The 16598-nt window shown below is 68.9% G+C and carries 19 protein-coding genes; 13 read left to right on the forward strand and 6 right to left on the reverse strand.

Going from position 1 to position 16598, the window contains the following annotated elements:
- The first annotated feature begins 53 nt into the window (after window positions 1–53).
- From IEV64_RS17030 to IEV64_RS17050, 5 genes are all read left to right on the forward strand, one after another.
- Window positions 54–308: a hypothetical protein gene (locus IEV64_RS17030; protein ID WP_007276079.1), complete on the forward strand. Its 255-nt coding sequence runs from the start codon at window positions 54–56 to the stop codon at window positions 306–308.
- Window positions 305–1342, forward strand: a complete 1038-nt coding sequence (gene aceA, locus IEV64_RS17035; RefSeq protein ID WP_007276080.1) for an isocitrate lyase — start codon at window positions 305–307, stop codon at window positions 1340–1342. Before IEV64_RS17030 ends, aceA begins: the two co-directional genes overlap by 4 nt.
- Entirely contained in the window at window positions 1335–2636 is a 1302-nt protein-coding gene (gene aceB, locus IEV64_RS17040) for a malate synthase AceB (protein WP_188424641.1), read from the forward strand. The genes aceA and aceB overlap by 8 nt, the downstream gene beginning before the upstream one ends.
- 175 nt (window positions 2637–2811) lie before the next feature.
- Complete coding sequence (locus IEV64_RS17045) at window positions 2812–3387, forward strand: DUF4112 domain-containing protein (RefSeq protein ID WP_188424642.1); 576 nt, start codon at window positions 2812–2814, stop codon at window positions 3385–3387.
- A gap of 100 nt (window positions 3388–3487) precedes the next feature.
- A complete protein-coding gene (locus IEV64_RS17050; protein WP_188424643.1) occupies window positions 3488–4111 on the forward strand; it encodes a twin-arginine translocation signal domain-containing protein in 624 nt (207 codons plus the stop codon).
- A 146-nt stretch (window positions 4112–4257) separates the two neighbouring features.
- Here the strand turns inward: IEV64_RS17050 and IEV64_RS17055 are convergent, their stop codons facing one another.
- Entirely contained in the window at window positions 4258–5235 is a 978-nt protein-coding gene (locus tag IEV64_RS17055) for a DMT family transporter (protein ID WP_188424644.1), read from the reverse strand.
- Window positions 5236–5483: 248 nt separating this feature from the next.
- Between IEV64_RS17055 and IEV64_RS17060 the strand changes: the two genes are divergently transcribed.
- Both IEV64_RS17060 and rnhB read left to right on the forward strand, forming a co-directional pair.
- Window positions 5484–6767 carry a tRNA pseudouridine(54/55) synthase Pus10 gene (locus tag IEV64_RS17060; protein WP_007276086.1) on the forward strand — a complete coding sequence of 428 codons (1284 nt, stop codon included), beginning with the start codon at window positions 5484–5486 and terminating at the stop codon, window positions 6765–6767.
- 88 nt (window positions 6768–6855) lie between these two features.
- A complete protein-coding gene (rnhB, locus tag IEV64_RS17065; RefSeq protein ID WP_188424645.1) occupies window positions 6856–7503 on the forward strand; it encodes a ribonuclease HII in 648 nt (215 codons plus the stop codon).
- Window positions 7504–7572: 69 nt separating this feature from the next.
- Here the strand turns inward: rnhB and IEV64_RS17070 are convergent, their stop codons facing one another.
- The 3 genes from IEV64_RS17070 to secF all read right to left on the reverse strand — a co-directional run bounded on the left by IEV64_RS17070 (window position 7573) and on the right by secF (window position 10529).
- Complete coding sequence (locus IEV64_RS17070) at window positions 7573–7803, reverse strand: DUF7511 domain-containing protein (protein ID WP_004967362.1); 231 nt, start codon at window positions 7801–7803, stop codon at window positions 7573–7575.
- A 291-nt stretch (window positions 7804–8094) separates the two neighbouring features.
- Window positions 8095–9669 (reverse strand): preprotein translocase subunit SecD, encoded by a 1575-nt coding sequence (secD, locus tag IEV64_RS17075; protein ID WP_188424647.1) that lies wholly within the window; start codon window positions 9667–9669, stop codon window positions 8095–8097.
- On the reverse strand, window positions 9666–10529 hold the full coding sequence (secF, locus tag IEV64_RS17080) for a protein translocase subunit SecF (RefSeq protein WP_007276089.1): 864 nt from the start codon (window positions 10527–10529) through the stop codon (window positions 9666–9668). The genes secD and secF overlap by 4 nt, the downstream gene beginning before the upstream one ends.
- 127 nt (window positions 10530–10656) lie before the next feature.
- On the opposite strand from secF, the gene IEV64_RS17085 reads away from it, so the two are divergent.
- The gene (locus IEV64_RS17085; protein WP_004967365.1) at window positions 10657–10998 is read left to right on the forward strand and encodes a DUF7968 family protein; all 342 of its coding nucleotides are present in this window, start codon (window positions 10657–10659) and stop codon (window positions 10996–10998) included.
- 37 nt (window positions 10999–11035) lie between these two features.
- On the opposite strand, the gene IEV64_RS17090 is transcribed toward IEV64_RS17085, so the two are convergent.
- The gene (locus IEV64_RS17090; protein ID WP_007276090.1) at window positions 11036–11527 is read right to left on the reverse strand and encodes a DUF5812 family protein; all 492 of its coding nucleotides are present in this window, start codon (window positions 11525–11527) and stop codon (window positions 11036–11038) included.
- A 114-nt stretch (window positions 11528–11641) separates the two neighbouring features.
- On the opposite strand from IEV64_RS17090, the gene IEV64_RS17095 reads away from it, so the two are divergent.
- The 4 genes from IEV64_RS17095 (at window position 11642) to IEV64_RS17110 (ending at window position 14448) form a co-directional block, all read left to right on the forward strand.
- Entirely contained in the window at window positions 11642–12241 is a 600-nt protein-coding gene (locus IEV64_RS17095) for a GNAT family N-acetyltransferase (RefSeq protein WP_049920653.1), read from the forward strand.
- A 127-nt stretch (window positions 12242–12368) separates the two neighbouring features.
- The gene (locus IEV64_RS17100) at window positions 12369–13067 is read left to right on the forward strand and encodes a CDP-alcohol phosphatidyltransferase family protein (protein WP_007276092.1); all 699 of its coding nucleotides are present in this window, start codon (window positions 12369–12371) and stop codon (window positions 13065–13067) included.
- Window positions 13064–13768: a CehA/McbA family metallohydrolase gene (locus tag IEV64_RS17105; RefSeq protein ID WP_188424649.1), complete on the forward strand. Its 705-nt coding sequence runs from the start codon at window positions 13064–13066 to the stop codon at window positions 13766–13768. The genes IEV64_RS17100 and IEV64_RS17105 overlap by 4 nt, the downstream gene beginning before the upstream one ends.
- On the forward strand, window positions 13765–14448 hold the full coding sequence (locus tag IEV64_RS17110; RefSeq protein ID WP_188424651.1) for a TVP38/TMEM64 family protein: 684 nt from the start codon (window positions 13765–13767) through the stop codon (window positions 14446–14448). Before IEV64_RS17105 ends, IEV64_RS17110 begins: the two co-directional genes overlap by 4 nt.
- Window positions 14449–14479: 31 nt before the next feature.
- Here the strand turns inward: IEV64_RS17110 and IEV64_RS17115 are convergent, their stop codons facing one another.
- Window positions 14480–15013 carry a DUF8056 family protein gene (locus IEV64_RS17115; protein ID WP_188424653.1) on the reverse strand — a complete coding sequence of 178 codons (534 nt, stop codon included), beginning with the start codon at window positions 15011–15013 and terminating at the stop codon, window positions 14480–14482.
- 72 nt (window positions 15014–15085) lie between these two features.
- Here IEV64_RS17115 and IEV64_RS17120 point away from each other — a divergent pair, with 72 nt between their 5' ends.
- A complete protein-coding gene (locus IEV64_RS17120; protein ID WP_188424655.1) occupies window positions 15086–16378 on the forward strand; it encodes a glucose-6-phosphate isomerase in 1293 nt (430 codons plus the stop codon).
- The last annotated feature ends 220 nt before the right edge of the window (window positions 16379–16598 follow it).

Below are 16598 nucleotides of genomic sequence, written 5' to 3' on the forward strand. Positions count from 1 at the left end.
CGACCGCGACACGAACCGACCGCTACCGACCGCCGACCCCACCGACGTAACCGATGACAGACCGCGACAACACGACCCGAACCGACACGACGACCCGCACGCCGACCACCCCTCGCTCGACGACGACTCGCCCTCGCGCCGCGCGGCGCTACCCCAACAACGAGGAGAACATGGACGCGCCGCTCGTCCCCTTCATCCGACAACCGGGCGAGGACGACGAGATGACCACTATCCGGCGCGAACTGGCCGCGCTCCGCGCCCAACTGAACCGCATCGAGCGAACGATGCAGTCCACCGACACCCAATGAACCCGACCGAACTCGACAGCGACGTCTTCGCACAGGATGTTGACAACCAGAAGGCCCGCGAACTGCGGGAGATGCTGAACACGCAGGACTTCGTGTTCGCCCCCGGCATGTACCACGCCCTCGACGCCCGCCTCGCCGAGATGACGGGCCACGACGCCGCCTACATGTCCGGCTACTCGACGGTCCTCGGGCAGTTCGGCTTCCCGGACCTGGAGATGGTCACGATGACCGAAATGGTCGAGAACGCAAAGCGCATGGTCGAGGCGACGAACCTCCCGGTCATCGCCGACTGCGACACGGGCTACGGCGGCATCCACAACGTCCGCCGCGCCGTCCGCGAGTACGAGAAGGCCGGCGTCGCCGCCGTCCACATCGAAGACCAGACGACGCCCAAGCGCTGTGGTCACATCGCCGGCAAGCAAATCGTCTCCCGCGAGAAGGCCAAGGCTCGCTTCGAGGCGGCCGTCGACGCCAAGCAGTCGGAGGACACGGTCGTCATCGCCCGCACCGACGCCTACGGCTCCTCGAACGGCGACTGGGACGAGCACGTCGAGCGGGGCCGCATCTACGCCGACGCCGGCGTCGACATCGTCTGGCCCGAGATGCCGAACCCCTCGCGCGAGGACGCCGTCGCCTACGCCGAAGAGATTCACGAGACCCACCCGGACCTGAAGCTCGCGTTCAACTACTCGTCGTCGTTCGCGTGGTCCGAAGAGGAGGACCCGCTGACGTTCCAGGAGCTGGGCGACCTCGGCTACAAGTACATCTTCATCACGCTGTTCGGCCTCCACTCGGGCGCGCACTCCGTCTACGAGGACTTCAAGAAGCTCGCCGAACAGGACGAAGAGGGCCAGTTCGACCTCGAACAGCGCTACCTCGACCACCCGACCGAGAGCCACCACGAGCTGTCGTTCGTCTCGCGGTATCAGGACATCGAGACGCAGTTCGACCCCGAGGCGCGCCGGCGCATCGAGGAGTCCGAAGGGTTCAGCGAGGAGCAGGCCGACCCCATCACGAGCAACGACGATGACTGAGCGAAGACACGACCGCGAGTTCGTGCGGACGTTCTTCACCTCGCCGACGGCCGTCGAGGGCGAAGACGACTCCGCGAAGATGCTCCGACGGGCGGCCGGTCTCCGCGGGATGCAAGCGCCCGACGTGTGGGTCCCCGACAACGAGGACGCCACCGCGCCGTCGATGCGCGACGAGGGGGCCGAGAACATCGTCGAGGTCGTCGCCGAACGCGGAGCCGACTTCCCCGGCGAGATTCACCCGCGGATGGTCTGGCACCGCGACAGCCCCGAGACCCGGTATCAGGGCTTCCAGCACATGCTCGACATCACCGACCCCGAGCGGGGCGCGGTCGAGCACATCGACGGCTTCGTCATCCCCGAGGTCGGCGGCATCGACGACTGGAAGAAGGCCGACGAGTGCTTCACCATCGTCGAGAACGAACACGGCCTCGACGAGGGGAGCCTCGCCATGTCGGTCATCATCGAGAGCGGCGAGGCCGAACTCGCCATGGGCGACCTCCGCGACGAGATGGGCAAGCCGACGAACAACCTCGAACGCCTGTTCCTCCTCGTCGACGGCGAGGTCGACTACACGAAGGACATGCGGGCTATGACGCCCACCGGCGAACTCCCGGCGTGGCCGGAGCTTCGACACAACACCTCGCGGGGGGCCAGCGCCGCAGGCTGTATCGCCGTGGACGGCCCCTACGACGACATCCGCGACGTGGAGGGCTACCGCGAGCGCATGACCGAGAACCAGGCGAAGGGGATGCTCGGCATCTGGTCGCTCACCCCCGGGCAGGTCGTCGAGGCCAACACCTCGCCGCTCCCGCCGAAGACCGGCAGTTGGCTCCTCGACGCGGGCGGCGAGGAGGTCGAACTCGCGTCCGAGGACGGCGTCGAGGCGTACGACGGCGACCGCCTCTCGCTCGAACCCACCGACGGCGGCTACGAACTCCGCGTCGGCGGCGACGCGCGGGAACTCACCGATGACGAACTCCGCGAGGAACTGCTGGGCCTGACCTCGTACGTCCCGAGCATGGACGACATCGTCGACTCCATGGAGGAGTTCGAGGCGGCCAAGGAGGCCGGCCGCGGCGCGATCGCCATGACGCAGTCGGCGACGCTCCGCATCGGCGGCACCGAAATCGACATCGCCAAGGACCGCATGTGGGACGAGGCGACCTATCAGGCCGTGATGACGCCCATCAGTCTGTTCCAAGACGTGTACGAAAACCGCCCGGACCAACACGAAGAACTGGAAGACCGCTACGGCGCGGGCGTCGTCGAGCGCGCGATGGAGGTGGGACTCTAAACTCGGCCGCCGACCACAGGGGGTCCGCCGTCGGCCCCGCGTCCGGCTTGGTCAGACGACGGCGTCCGGTTTCGTAGCTCTGCGACGCGCTCGCCCGAACCGTGGGGGCGACGCGTCGCGCTCGTTTTTCTCACTCGACGCTATCCTCAAGTTCCGCCCGCGCGACTCGCCGGGTGTGGACGATTCGACGAACTCCTCGGCGACGCCCGCGGCGACGAGCGACGGCGACGGCGACGAACCGTTAGAACCCGACGCCGTCGTCGACTTCGAGTCGGCGGGCGTCGGCGACGAGGAGACCCTCGCGCGGCTCCGCGCAGTGAGCTTCTACCTCGACGAGGCGTTCGAGGTTCCGGGGACGAACTACCGCGTCGGCCTCGACCCGATACTGGGACTCGTGCCGGGAATCGGCGACGCGACGGCCTCGGCGCTCTCGGCGTACATCCTCGTCGAGGCCGCGATGCTCGGCGTGCCGCGGACGACGCTCGCGCGGATGCTCGGCAACGTCGTCCTCGACGCGACCGTCGGGTCGCTTCCGGTCGTCGGCGACGTGTTCGACGCGGCGTGGAAGGCCAACGCCCGGAACGTCCGACTGTTGGAGGCCCGGTACGACGACGCCTCCCCCGCGGCCGCGGCGGCCGACCGGCGCTTCCTCTTGGCCGCGGTCGCCGCTATCGCCCTGCTCCTCGTCGCGCTCGGCGCGGCCACAGTGCTCGTCGCTCTCTGGGTGCTCGGACAGGTCGGATTATTGTAATTACTCGATATACAAACTATGAGAACCCGTCGTGTGCGTCGTTATCTAGCCCCAAACTGTAAACTACAAGACATATATAGTAGCTTGCAAATCGTGGCGTATGGAACGACGTACCTTCCTGAAGAGCGTCGCCGCGACGGGAGCCCTCCTCACCACCGCCGGTTGTATGGGCGGTGGCTCCGAGTCACAGCCGACCTCGGGTAACGAGACGGGTAACGGCACCGCCGGGGAAACGACGACCGAGGCCGACCCGGCCGAGGTTCCCGACCCCGAGCTCGCCTTCCGCACGAACGGCGGCGTCCTCCGCGTCGTCCACATGGGCGGCGAGAAAATCACCGACGAGTCGACGAGCGAGGTCTACGTCACCGTCGACGACGAGCGCGCCACGACGTGGGTCGACGACAGCGAAGAGACCGAAGACTTCCCCGTCTCGGTCGGTAACTTCCTCGAAATCGAGTCCGCCGAGAGCGACTCGACGGTCGAGGTCGTCTGGGTCGGTCGCGCGGGAACCGAGGAGGTCCTCGCGACCCACGAAGTCGCCGCCGAGGAGACCGCGACGGCAACCGAGACGACCACAACGACGACGAACGAGACGGTCACCGAGACGACGACGACGACTGCGAACGAGACGACCACGACGTCCAACGAAACCGCGACCGCGACGGTTACCGAGACAACGACCAACGAGACGACCACGTCGTCCGGCAACGAGACCAGCAACTAACCACGACGGCCGACGCCGACGCGGACGCCGGCGGCGGACGCGCCGGGACTTTTTTCGACTGGAGGCGGTTCGTATTCGCGCTGTCGCACTCGGAGCGACGCGGATGTGGGACCGCGCACCCCCGCGGAGTCGGCGGCGGAGCAGGCTCAGTCGTCGGCCGGGAGGGCGTCCGGGTCGACCGCCGGCTCGGGCGCGACGAGACCGACGCGGACGCCGAGGCGGCGACCCAGCGGGCCGAGCGCGTCGCGCTTCATGAACGCGAAGCCGAGGAGGATGAGCGCGAAGCCGGCGACGGTGACGGGGCCGACGCGCTCGCCGAGGAACGCCCAGCCGGAGATGGCGGCGACGACCGGCGTGACGTAGTTGACGAGGCTGATTTCGACCGCGCCGATGCGGTCGAGCAGGACGAAGTAGGCGATGAAGCCGACGGCGCTACACAGCACGGCCAAAAACAGGAGCGCGGCGACGACCTGCGGCGACCACGCCACGCTTTCGAGGCCGGAGTCGCCGAGGACGGGGCTCGTGACGTGGAGCATGCCCGCGCCGAGGAGCATCATCCACGCCTGCATCGGGACGACCGGCGGGTTGCCGGGGAGACGCTTGACGAGCACCGAGCCGAACGCCCACGCCGCGGCGGCGAGAAACAGCAGGACGACGCCGAGCAGTTGGCCGCCGACCGACCCCGAGGCGAGGGCGATGAGTACCGTTCCGGCCAACCCCAGCAGGACGCCGAGGAAGCCGAACGCGTCGAGGCGCTCGTCGGGGAGCATCGGCCACGCGAAAAGCGGCGTGAGGACGGGCGCGAGGCTGATGACGATGGCCGAGACGCCGCTCGTCACGTACCGCTGGCCGGAGAACAGAAGCGAGAAGTGCGCGCCGATGAGGAGCGCGCCGCCGACGGAGACGACGACCCACTCGTCGCGGCCGCGGGGCCGCCAGTCCTCCGCCGCGAGCAGGCCGTAGACGAACAGCATGGCGCCGGCGACGTCGTACCGGAGGGCGGCGAACAGCACGGGCGGGAGGGCGTCGAGGCCGACCTCGATAGCCATGAAGGAGGTCCCCCAGAGGACCGCGATGGTCGAAAACAGTGCGAGCGTCCGGTTCGTTTGCGTATTGATAGACACGAGATATCGACCGTAAACCCAGGTGTTGAAGCGGCTACCACGCCGCCGTACATCAAATTTCTCGGAGCCGAGATAGCACTCCACTCGGGTCGTGTTGACAAACGTCTCAGTTCGACGGAACGTCGACGAGACCGTCGGCGACGACGAGTCGCCGCGGCGGCGACGCGACGACTGCGGCGGCGAGGCGGTGAGCCGGCGACCCGGCGAACAAAGTAAGCTAGTTACGCGCGCCCCGATAGAGACCGACCATGAGCATCCTTGAGGACGCGCGAGCGCTCGCCGAGAGCGGGCCGGTCTGCGACGCCTGTCTGGGCCGGGCCTTCGCCGAGCGCAGTTTCGGGCTGACGAACGCCGAGCGGGGCAAGTCGCTCCGGGTCGCCGCCGCCCTCGACGACGACGAACCGTACGAGGCCGTCGACACCGAGGACTGCTGGGTCTGCGAGGGGGCCTGCGCCGAGTTCGACGACTGGGCGGAACGCTGTGCAGAGGCCATCGAGGACGTCGAGGTCGAGACGTATCAGGTCGGCACCCGCGCGCCGCCGCTCGTCGAGGAGAACGAACTGCTCCTCCGCGAGGGCGCGGGCCTGCCCGAGGACGCCGGCGAACTGTTCAAATCCGAGTTCAACCGCGAGGTCGGAAAGCGCGTGGGGCGACTCACCGGCACCGAGGTCGACTTCACCCGGCCCGACGTGCAGTTCCTCCTCGACATCGAGGCCGACACCGTCGAGGCGCAACTCAACTCCGCGTTCGTCTACGGGCGCTACCGGAAGCTCGCCCGCGACATCCCGCAGACCGAGTGGCCCTGCCGCGAGTGCGACGGCTCGGGCTACAAGGGCAAAGAGCCGTGCGACTACTGCGGCGGCTCCGGCTACCTCTACGAGGACAGCGTCGAGGGCTTCGTCGCCCCCGTCGTGACGGACGTGATGGACGGCGTCGACGCGAAGTTCCACGGCGCGGGCCGCGAAGACGTGGACGCGCTCATGCTCGGCACCGGCCGGCCGTTCGTGGTCGAAATCATGGAGCCGCGTCGCCGCAGTATCGACGTAGAACAGCTCGAAGGCGACATCAACGCGATGGCCGACGGCGAAATCGAAGTCGAGGGGCTTCGGCTCGCCACCTACGACATGGTCGAGCGCGTGAAGAAACTCGACGCGAGCAAGGAGTACCGCGCCGCCGTCGAGTTCGACGACGACGTGACCGACGAGGAACTGGGGGCCGCGCTGGACGAACTCACCGGCGCGACCATCGAGCAGTACACGCCGCACCGCGTCGACCACCGCCGCGCGAGCATCACCCGCACCCGCCACGTCTACGACGCCACCGGCGAGCTCGAAGACGCGCGCCACGCGACCGTCGAAATCCACGGCGAGGGCGGTCTCTACATCAAGGAACTCATCTCCGGCGACGAGGGCCGAACGAATCCGAGCCTCGCCGGCATCCTCGACACGGGCGCGGTCGTCACCGCGCTCGACGTGATTGCGGTCGAAGGCGAGGACGAACCGTTCGAGGACGACGAGTTCTTCAAGGACTGAGTCGAGACCCCGGCGAGCGTCGGCCGGCGTCGGCCGGCGTCGTCGCGGACCGCAACCTCTAATTTTCCACCCCAAGACCCGACCAGATATGCACGTCGGCGTCGACGAAGCCGGAAAGGGACCCGTGTTGGGTCCGATGGTCGCCGCGGCGGTCCGGGCGGACCCCGACGCCCTCCCGGACGGAATCGCCGATTCGAAGCGACTGACTCCCCAGCGGCGCGCGGAACTCGCCGCGAAACTCCGGGAGCGCGACGACGTCGAAGTCGGCGTCGCGTTCGTCGAACCCGAGACCATCGACGACCCCGAGACGGACATGAACCTCTTGACCGTCCGCGCGCAGGTCGAAGCGGCCGCCGCAGTCGCCGTCGACGCCGACGAACTCGTCTGCGACGCGGGCGACGTGAGCGAGTCCAGATTCGGCCGGCGCGTCCGCGAGGGCGTGGCCGAGGCGGGCGTCTCGGTCGAGGTCCACGCCCAGCACCGCGCGGACGACGAACACGCCATCGTCGGCGCGGCGAGCATCGTGGCGAAGGTCGAACGCGACCGGCGGGTCGAAGCGCTCGCCGCGGAGTACGGCGAGGTGGGGAGCGGCTACCCGAGCGACGGGACGACCCGGAAATTCCTGCGGGAGTACGTCCGCGAACACGGCATCCTCCCGGACTGCGCGCGGAAGTCGTGGTCAACCTGCGCCGACCTCATGGCCGCGCACGAACAGTCGTCGCTTGGGGACTTCTGAGTCGACTGGGGACCGGCGCTCGAAAAAGTGGAGGGTCGGAGCGGTTCGAAAGCGAGTCGCGAGCGGGACCTACCGCATCTCGGCGAGTGCGACGTACCCGCCTTCCTGCGCGGAGAGCCACGTCGTCAGCAACTCGTCTTCGGAGAGTCCTGCGGGGAAGATGGTGCACTCGTCAGGTGCGTCGTCGTACGGGGCGACGATGGCGACGAACTCCTCGTCGTCGCCGGCGGACCGCCGCGAGGCGTCCGGCCGGGTCGTTGTCGCGTCCGTGTCATCGTGTCGAAGGGGCGTATCGTCCATGAGTGGAGTGCGTGCACCGTGATTACCGACGGGCGGCGGTTGGTTAGTTGCCGCTTCACTCAGTATTTTATAGGCAGTCTATATGATTCTATCGGCGAATACCCCCCGGTGGGGACGAACGAAATCGCCGCAGTCTGTCGGTTCTGAAATAGGGAACGTCCGAGAGCGTCGGAGTGCTATCAACTGCGAGAATCGCGTGAACGGGCCGAGCGGCGAGCGCGCCGACTCGGGAGACACGAATCGGAGCGGCGAACGAAAAGAGAAAGCGCGTCAGCCGAAGCGGGGTCGGCCTCAGCGGTCCTCGGTCAGGAGGAGTCGGAGGATGTCACCGTACGCCGGGCGGGTGACGAGCACGCCGACGATGACGCCGAGGATGGTGAAGATGGCGAAGCCCTGGAGGTCGCCGAGCGAGAGCACGGCGAGCGGGCTCATGGCGATGATGGTCGTCGCGGCGGCCGCGCCGATGACCCAGAAGGCCCGGCGGAACCGCGACTGGAAGACCTTCCGCGACGTCACGGAGCCTTCGGCCATCACCTCGTCGGCGATGATGATGAGGTCGTCCACCCCGGTCCCGATGACGGCGATGAAGCCGGCGATGACCGAGAGGTCGAGCGGGTAGCCGATTGCGGCGGCGAACCCGAGGAGGATGTACACCTCGGAGAGGCCGGTGACGATCATCGGCAGGGCGACCTGCGGCTTGCCGTAGCGGACGAAGACGACGCCGGCGACCGCGAGGACCGCGATGATACCCGTGATGAGCGAGTCGAACTTGAAGCTCTCACCCTGACTCGGGGAGATGTACGACGAGGTGCCGCTGTCCTCGCCCGAGAGGTCGAGGCTGGCCGGGAGCGCGCCGGCGCGGAGGTTGATGGCGATTTCCTGTGCCTCGGAGGTGTTGCGCGTCTGGAGCTGGAAGCTCGGCGCGTCGGCCCACTCGCCGGCCCGCATGGTGTCTGCGAGCCCGCCGCTCATGCCGAAGGCGTTGACGACCTCGCCGTTGACGACGAGCAGGAGGCAGCCCTCGGTCGTGTTCCGGCCGCCGTCTTCCATGTAGGTACACCGCGTCCCGCCGGGTTGGGCGAGGCCGGTGTCCTGAACCGCCGTCTGGAACTCTGACGCGGGCTCGTCGCGGACGGAGACGGGGACGAACGCCCCGCTTCCCGTCTGGGACTCCTGTGCGGTCCCGATGGAGGTGAAGTCGGCCTGCGTCAGGACGGCCTCGCGCGTCTCGTAGGTCCGCGACCCGTTGTCCGTGCCGGTCGGGTAGTAGATGTCTATCTGGACCGTCCCGCGCTCGCCGACGAGGTCGACGACGTCGGACTGGTCGCGGTTGGGGACCTCGACGAGGATGAAGTGCTCGCCCGTCGCCGTGGTCACCTGCTGGACCGTCCCGCCGGAGAGACCGGCCTCGTTGATTTTCGACTGGAGGACGCGGACCGTCTCCTCGCGGGTCGTCGCGGTGACGCCGTCTCTGACCTCGCCGTGGCCGTAGCCAGCGGCGTCGAGCGCGGCGCTCAGGTCGTCGGTCGTGACGTTCTCGATGGTCGCTTCGACCGTGTTGGACTCCGCGCCCGTGCGGGCGATGACGTCGGCGGCGTCGGCGCCCGCTATCTGGGCGGCGACCTGCCGTTCGACGACGCGCTCGGAGTCGCCGTTGAACTGGACGTCCTCAGCCGTGACACCGACGAGCGGCGCGCGGATGCGCGTCCCGCCGTCGAGTTGGAGGCCGAACTGGAGGTTCGTCGCGCTGTCGTCCTCGCCGATTGTGGACTGGTTGCCCATCGTCGGCGAGAAGAGGGCGAACGTCGAAAACAGGATGGCCACGACGAGGAAGATGACCCGCCAGTTGTCGCGGAGCGTGCTCATCGGGCCACCCCCTCGAACTTGTACCAGCGAAGGAGGGTCACGTTCAGCATGTAGGTGTTCATCAGGTCGGCTGTGAGTCCGAACACGAGGACCGTGCCGATGGCGGCGAGCAGTTGGATTCCGAACAGCGTCGCCGTGATGGTCATGACGATCATCGCCGCGATGGACGTGAGCGTCATCGTCACGCCGGTCCGCATGGCGCGCGCGGTCGACTCGTAGAAGTCACCGGAGCGCCGGAGGACGTGGTTGTTCAGGAGGATGTCCGAGTCCACCGAGTACCCGATGAGCATCAGGAGGGCCGCGACGGTCCCCAGCGACAGTTCGATGCCGAAGAGGTTCATCAGCGCCACCGGGATGACGATGTCGGAGAACGCCGAGAGGACGACCGCGATGGAGGGGACAAAGGAGCGGAACATGGCGAACACGAGGACGCTCATGCCCGCGAAGGCGACCGCGAGGCCGCCGAGGGCGAGCAGTTGCGTCTCGCCGCCGAAGTTGGCCGACACGGCGTCGATAGACCGGACTTCGAAGCCGGCGTCTTCGGCCTGCGTCTGAAGTTCGCTCGACGTCGCGCTCCCCGACTGGAACGTCACGACGTAGGTTCCGTCGGCCGCGACGGAGCGAATCGACTCGGGCTGGCTGTCGAAGGCCGCCGTGACCTCGCTTTGCGGGGCATCCGTTGCGATGCGGAGTTCGGTACCGCCGGTGAAGTCGACGCCCGGATTCACCGGCGCACCAGTCGCGACGTACCACCCTCCGATGACCAGTAGGGCCACCGCGAGGACCGCGAGGGGGACGGCCGCGAGTTGGCGATTCGTGTACCGGGTGTAGTCTACCTCCGGTACCGTAAACTCAACCATGGGTTGCGGTCCTGAGCGGTGCGGAATAAGGTTTCTTATCCGCGGACGGTCTCGGCCGCGGCGCGGTCTGGCGAGCGCCCGGCGAACCCGCGACAGGCCCATAGTCGTTGGCCGACAATCGTGAACTATGACGACCGAACCGACGGCGACCCGCGTGGTCGTCTCCTTTCCCGACGAACTCAGCGCGTGGGGCCGCGACCAGCTGACCACGGACCATTTCGTGACCTACCTGCGGCGGGTCCACGAGGACGCCGCGCCGGGCGACGAGTGGGAGGAGTTCCTCGACGTGGGCTGTTGCGGCGACGCGCTGACGCTGACGCTCCGCGTGGAGGAACTCGACCCGGCGGACGCGACCCACGTCGGCGAGGGGACGGCAGTCGAGTTCGTCGAGCGCGAGGGGAGCGTCCACGGCGGGTGGTGCGTCCAGAGCGCGGACGGGCCCGTCTCCTCGACCGGAAAACAGCGGTAGGAACGCGAGACAGAAGCCGGGGTGAAAAAGCGCCCTGTCAGGGCATGTAGCGGACCGCGACGACGCCCGGTTGCGAGCGGATTTCGACGCGGTTCACGTCGAGTCTGGCGGCCCGCGACAGCAGGCCCTCCCTGTCGTCGAGGATGTCGTCGACGGCCTGTTCGGTCATGTCGTCGGGGACCGACAGGACGTGAATCTCGCCGGTCCCGGCGCGTTCCTCGCGGACGAGTTCGCCGTCGGGGTTGTCGGCGGCGATGTCGCGGGAGTTCGTCGTCGGCGACTCGGTCGAGCGCTCGACGGAGACGGTCCAGCGCGACTCGACTTCGACGAGTTGCCACGAGACGTTCATCGGCGGGTCGGGCGCGACGGTCCCGCGGACGGCTTCGTCCTCGGAGACGCCGGGGTTCGACGAGAGCGCGTGGACCTGCCCGGAGTGTACGTCCTTCAGGACGGCCGACTCCTCGTCGGCGGCGGTGACGAGAAACGTTCCCGTTCGCTCGGACTCGGTCTCGGTCTCGGACTCGGTCATCACCCGCTGTACGCCACCGGGCCTTTTCCCCGTTTCGGGCGCTCACGACGGCGTGTGCCACCGACACCCACGGCGACGGTGGGCTTTTCTCGCGGCGCGCCGACGCGACTGACGATGCCCGCGCTCTGGCGGTTGACCCGGACCGAGACGGCCCGCCGCGTCTACGACGCGCTCAAGGCCCGCGGCCTCACGGCGACGCAGATGGACGAGTACGTCGCGGATGCCGACGCGGCGGACGCCGACCGCGGCCCCCCGGCGGGAGTCGAGATCCGCGCGCTCGACCCCGAGGACGCGCGCCGGTTCGAGGCACGCTACGACGCGTTTTCCGAGCTTCGAGACGACGAGACGGCGGTGTGTGCGTTCGATGGCGGGCCGGACGTGGAGCGTGCTCTCGTCGGCTACCTCTTTCTCGGCGACCCCGGCCTGACGTACCACGTCCACCCGCTGGAGGCCGACGTGACCGTCCCCGGCGGCTACGTCCGCCGGGTGTTCGTCGCGCCCGAGGCGCGGAACCGCGGCATCGCCACCGCGCTCGTTTCGCGGGCCGTCGCGGTTGCCGCCGGGCAGGGGGCTGAGACGGTCCACGCGCTCGTCGCCCGCGACAACCGACCCTCGCAGTGGACCTTCGAGAGCGTCGGCTTCCGCGTCGCCCGCACCCGATCGTACTACCGGGTCGGCCCGTGGCGACGCCGGCGCGTCAAACCGCGTTCATAGCCGTATAGAGCGCTCAGTTCCGTCCCGAGCGCTCCGTTCGGGAACCTAAGTATATAGATATTTGAATTATATATACTATAGCGATTAAATTTATACTCAATCGGCCGAGTGTGTCGGACAGACAGGCATGACGGACGAACTCAGGTCAGCAGTTCTCGGGCGGCTGGACGCGGTCGACGCGCGGGCGAGCGAGGTCGTGCGCTCATCGACGGGGGAGAACATGATTTCGCGGCTCGGGGTCGCGGACTGGTTGAGTCTGGGCGCGCTCTTCTGGGCGTGGGTCGGCGCGATACTGTTCGTGTCGGGCGAGCCGAACTGGGCCATCGTGGCCGTCCTCGCCGGCTTCGCCTTCGACAAGGCCGACGGCTACTACGCCCGCAAGACCGGGACCGCCTCGGCGTTCGGCCGACAGATAGACTCCTTTATCGACATCTTCGCGTACCTCGTGTCGGCGGCGCTCCTGTACCACGTCGCGCTCGCGCCCAACCCGGTCGTGAGCGCCGTCGTCGGCTTCGTCGTCCTCGCGTTCGGCGGCCTGCGACTCATCCGCCACAACAGCGAGGGGTTCGGCGACGACTCGGGAACCTCGTACTACCACGGGACGACGGTCGTCCACACGCATCTCGTCGTGCTGGCGAACTACTTCCTCCTCCAGTTCGTCCCGCTGTGGAACGGCTGGGTCGCGGGCGCGACCATCGTGGCGGTCTGCCCGCTCATGACCTCCGACTACAAGGCGTACAAGACAGACGCGGGACACGTCCTCGTCGGCGTCGCCGGCGTCCTGACGGTCGCCGGCTGTCTCGCGCTCGAATTCGGTGTGGTATGAGCGGTCGGACGCGGGACTCGCGAGGGCCGCGAACGCTCGCGGTCGACCTCCACGTCCACACCGACGCCTCCTACGACTGCGAGATGTCGGTCGAAGCGGTGCTGAGCCGCGCGGCGTCGGTCGGCCTCGACGCGGTCGCACTCACCGACCACGACTCGGTCGGGTCGCTCCCGCGGGCGTTCGACATCGCCCACGAGTACGGCGTCCGGGTCGTCCCCGGCGTCGAGGTCTCGACGGCCGACGGCCACCTCCTCGCACTCGGCGTCGACGACCCGCCGGCGACGGGGCGACCGCTCCCCGAGACGGCGCGGGCGGTCCGCGAGTCGGGCGGGCTCGCGGTCGTCCCGCACCCGTTTCAGACGTTCCGGCACGGCGCGTCCCGGCGGGCGATTCGGGACGTCGACGCCGTCGAGGTGTACAACGCCCACACGCTCACCGGGTTCAGAAACGGGCAGGCGCGGCGCTACGCCCGCCGACAGGGATTCCCGGGCACGGGCGGGAGCGACGCGCACCGACCCGCGCTGGTCGGACGGGCGTACACGACCGTCTCTGTCGAGGCGGACGGCGGCGTCACGACCGACGCCATCTTGGACGGGATTCGCGCCGGGCGAACCGTCGCGCGCGGGACGCGAACGACCGCCCGCCAGTACCTGCGGAAGTACGCGCTGAACGCCCGGCTCAAGACCGCCTCGTTCCTGTGACCGGTCGGCCGTTCGACTCGACCGACGCGCGGAACGCGGCGCTCGTCAGGCTCGGCGTCGTCGGAATCGCCTTCGCCGCCGTCGCGGTCGGCGTCGCCGTGTTCGCCCCGCAACTCGCCGACCCGGCGTGGGTCCGCTCGGCCGTCGAATCGACCGGGGCGTTCGCCCCGTTGGTGTTCGTCGGTATCCAGACGCTTCAGGTGATTCTCGCGCCGATTCCCGGCCAAGCCCTCGCCGCCGTCGGCGGCTACCTGTTCGGGACGGTCGTCGGGACGGTCTACAGCATGGTCGGCGTCGTCGCCGGAAGCGCCGTCGTCTTCCTGCTCGCCCGGCGCTTCGGCCGGCCCGCGGTCGAGCGACTCGTCGCCGACGACGCGCTCGCGCGGTTCGACGGATTCGCCGACCGCCGGGGCGTCGCCGGCCTGTTCGTCCTGTTTCTCCTGCCGGCGTTCCCGGACGACGCGCTCTGCGCGCTCGCCGGGCTCTCGCCGCTTCGACTCCGGACGCTCGTCGTCCTCGTCGCGGTCGGTCGCCTGCCGACGTTCGCCCTCGCGGCGGCCGCCGGGCGGAACGCGGGCGCGGCGAACTACGGGACGGTGGCGCTCCTCGTCGGAATCGGCGTCGTCAGTTCTGTGGTCGTCTACCGCTACCGAGACGAGTTGGCGGCGCGAGTCGGGTGAGGCCAAGTCGAAAAAAGCGAGCCGGCGACGGTTATCGGAGCAGTCGGTGAAGCCCGTAGATTCCCGCCGCGCACGCGACCGGCGGAACGAGGCCGTAGACTGCGGGCAGGTCGTAGAGCAGTTGGACGACCGGAACGAGCGCCGAGACGGTCACGGGACCCACCGTGAACGGCTCGGCCGGCGTCTGAAGCTCCGCGGGCACCGACGCGAGAAGCCCCACGTACACCGAGACCATGAACAGGAATCCCGCGAGCGCGAGGCTCAGGTCGTACCGCGGTTCCGACCCGGTGCGGCGGTGTCGTCGGGCGACGAACAGTATCGGAGCGACCAGCGGCGCGACGACGAAAAGCCCCACGAGGACGTAGAACGACCGCGAGAGGGTGAGCGACCCGCCGGGGACGCCGGCGGTCGCCCCGATGAGGACCACGAGTCCGAAGGCGACGAACAACGAGACGACGCCCGTCGCCAGCGCACCGACGAGCACGTAACACTTGAACAGCCACGACTCGCTGTGCCGGAAGGCGTACGGGAACGCGCCGATGACGCCGCCGTAGTCGTCTGCCATCGGTCGCCCTTGGGAGCGGCCGCGATTAAAGCGACCGGTGTCGTTTTGACGCCGGGCGACGCGGCATCCTGTATGCAGGTAGACCTCGGGAACGTCCTCGACACGGCGTCGGCCCACGGCGTCTCGCGCGAGGCGCTCGACCGACTCGACGGCCGCGTCGCGGCCGCCCACGACCGCATCGAACGCGGCCGAGAGGCCGGCGAACACGGCTACGAATCGCTGAACCTCCCCAACAGCACCGACCCCGCGGCGATTCGCGACGCGGTGAGCCGGTTCGACGACCCCTCGGCGGTCGTCACCGTCGGCATCGGCGGGAGCGCCCTCGGCGCGGCCACCCTCACCGACGCGCTCGAAAGCGACGTGGACGCCCACTACCTCGACAACGTTGACCCCGAGGCCGTCGAGCGCCTCCTCGACTCGCTGGACCTCGCGTCGACCGTCGTCAACGTCGTCTCGCGGTCCGGCACGACCGCCGAGACGCTGGCGAACTTCCTCGTCGTCCGGGAGGCGATGGCCGACGCGGGCGTCGACTGGGCCGACCGAACCTTCGTCACGACCGGCGAGGAGGGCAACCTCCGCGACCTCGCCGACAAGCACGACCTCCCGTCGCTCCCCGTCCCGGACGGCGTGCCCGGCCGGTTTTCGGTGCTCTCGACGGTCGGCCTCGCCGCCGCGGCCCTCTGCGGCCACGACATCGAGGCGGTCTTGGAGGGCGCGGCCGCACAGGAGGCGCGCCTGTCGGACTCGCTTTTCGACTCGCCGGCGTACGCCTACGGCGCGGTGTCCTACGCGCTCGCCGAGCGCGGCATGCACCAGAACGCGATGATGCCCTACGCCGAGTCGCTCGAAACGTTCTCCGAGTGGTTCGCCCAGCTGTGGGCCGAGTCGCTCGGGAAAGACGGCCTCGGCCAGACGCCCCTGCGGGCGCTCGGCGCGACCGACCAGCACTCCCAGCTTCAACTGTACCGCGCCGGCCCGCGCGACAAGCTCGTGACCCTCGTCCGCGCCGCGGAGCGCGAGGACGTCGCCATCCCCGAGACCGATCTCGACGGCCTCGCGTACCTCGGCGGCTCGTCGCTCGGCGACCTGCTCGACGCCGAGTTCGAAGCGACCGAGGCGAGCCTCGCCGCCGCCGGCCGCCCGAGCGTCCGCATCGAACTCGACCGCGTCGACGAGTACGGCCTCGGCGAACTGCTGTACGCGATGGAGGCCGCCTGCGTCCTCTACGGCGAACTCGCCAGCGTGGACACGTTCGTCCAGCCGGCGGTCGAGTGGGGCAAACGCGCCGCCCGCGGCCTGCTCGGCGGCGGCGACTTCGAGGAGGCGGACGCCGTCGCCGACAAAGAAGAACTGGTCGTCGAGTAGAGTCGGTCGCTCTGCAGGCGCGGGGTCTTTTCGGACTCCCGCCAGCGACGACTCCCGAACAGTCCACGGGGCGGGACTGAAAGGGGCCGCCGCGAGGGCGAACCCCGGGGCGGTGAGGACCGCAGGCCGGAGGCCGAGGACCGCGACGGCCCGCGGGAGCCGTCGTGGCGGGGGCTTTCGAGGGGTTCCGCAGTCCGGCCCTCCTCTCAAAACGGCGCAA

The sequence above is a fragment of the Haloferax sulfurifontis genome (assembly GCF_014635105.1).
Taxonomy (GTDB): Archaea; Halobacteriota; Halobacteria; order Halobacteriales; family Haloferacaceae; genus Haloferax; species Haloferax denitrificans.

Excerpts from the sequence above, each read along its gene's own strand:
- IEV64_RS17085 (WP_004967365.1), top strand. The coding sequence starts at position 10,657 with ATGACGACCGAACCGACGGCGACCCGCGTGGTCGTCTCCTTTCCCGAC.
- IEV64_RS17120 (WP_188424655.1), top strand. The coding sequence starts at position 15,086 with ATGCAGGTAGACCTCGGGAACGTCCTCGACACGGCGTCGGCCCACGGC.
- secF (WP_007276089.1), bottom strand. The coding sequence starts at position 10,529 with ATGGTTGAGTTTACGGTACCGGAGGTAGACTACACCCGGTACACGAAT.
- rnhB (WP_188424645.1), top strand. The coding sequence starts at position 6,856 with ATGCACGTCGGCGTCGACGAAGCCGGAAAGGGACCCGTGTTGGGTCCG.
- aceB (WP_188424641.1), top strand. The coding sequence starts at position 1,335 with ATGACTGAGCGAAGACACGACCGCGAGTTCGTGCGGACGTTCTTCACC.
- secD (WP_188424647.1), bottom strand. The coding sequence starts at position 9,669 with ATGAGCACGCTCCGCGACAACTGGCGGGTCATCTTCCTCGTCGTGGCC.
- IEV64_RS17095 (WP_049920653.1), top strand. The coding sequence starts at position 11,642 with ATGCCCGCGCTCTGGCGGTTGACCCGGACCGAGACGGCCCGCCGCGTC.
- aceA (WP_007276080.1), top strand. The coding sequence starts at position 305 with ATGAACCCGACCGAACTCGACAGCGACGTCTTCGCACAGGATGTTGAC.
- IEV64_RS17030 (WP_007276079.1), top strand. The coding sequence starts at position 54 with ATGACAGACCGCGACAACACGACCCGAACCGACACGACGACCCGCACG.
- IEV64_RS17115 (WP_188424653.1), bottom strand. The coding sequence starts at position 15,013 with ATGGCAGACGACTACGGCGGCGTCATCGGCGCGTTCCCGTACGCCTTC.
- IEV64_RS17090 (WP_007276090.1), bottom strand. The coding sequence starts at position 11,527 with ATGACCGAGTCCGAGACCGAGACCGAGTCCGAGCGAACGGGAACGTTT.
- IEV64_RS17050 (WP_188424643.1), top strand. The coding sequence starts at position 3,488 with ATGGAACGACGTACCTTCCTGAAGAGCGTCGCCGCGACGGGAGCCCTC.
- IEV64_RS17100 (WP_007276092.1), top strand. The coding sequence starts at position 12,369 with ATGACGGACGAACTCAGGTCAGCAGTTCTCGGGCGGCTGGACGCGGTC.
- IEV64_RS17070 (WP_004967362.1), bottom strand. The coding sequence starts at position 7,803 with ATGGACGATACGCCCCTTCGACACGATGACACGGACGCGACAACGACC.
- IEV64_RS17060 (WP_007276086.1), top strand. The coding sequence starts at position 5,484 with ATGAGCATCCTTGAGGACGCGCGAGCGCTCGCCGAGAGCGGGCCGGTC.
- IEV64_RS17105 (WP_188424649.1), top strand. The coding sequence starts at position 13,064 with ATGAGCGGTCGGACGCGGGACTCGCGAGGGCCGCGAACGCTCGCGGTC.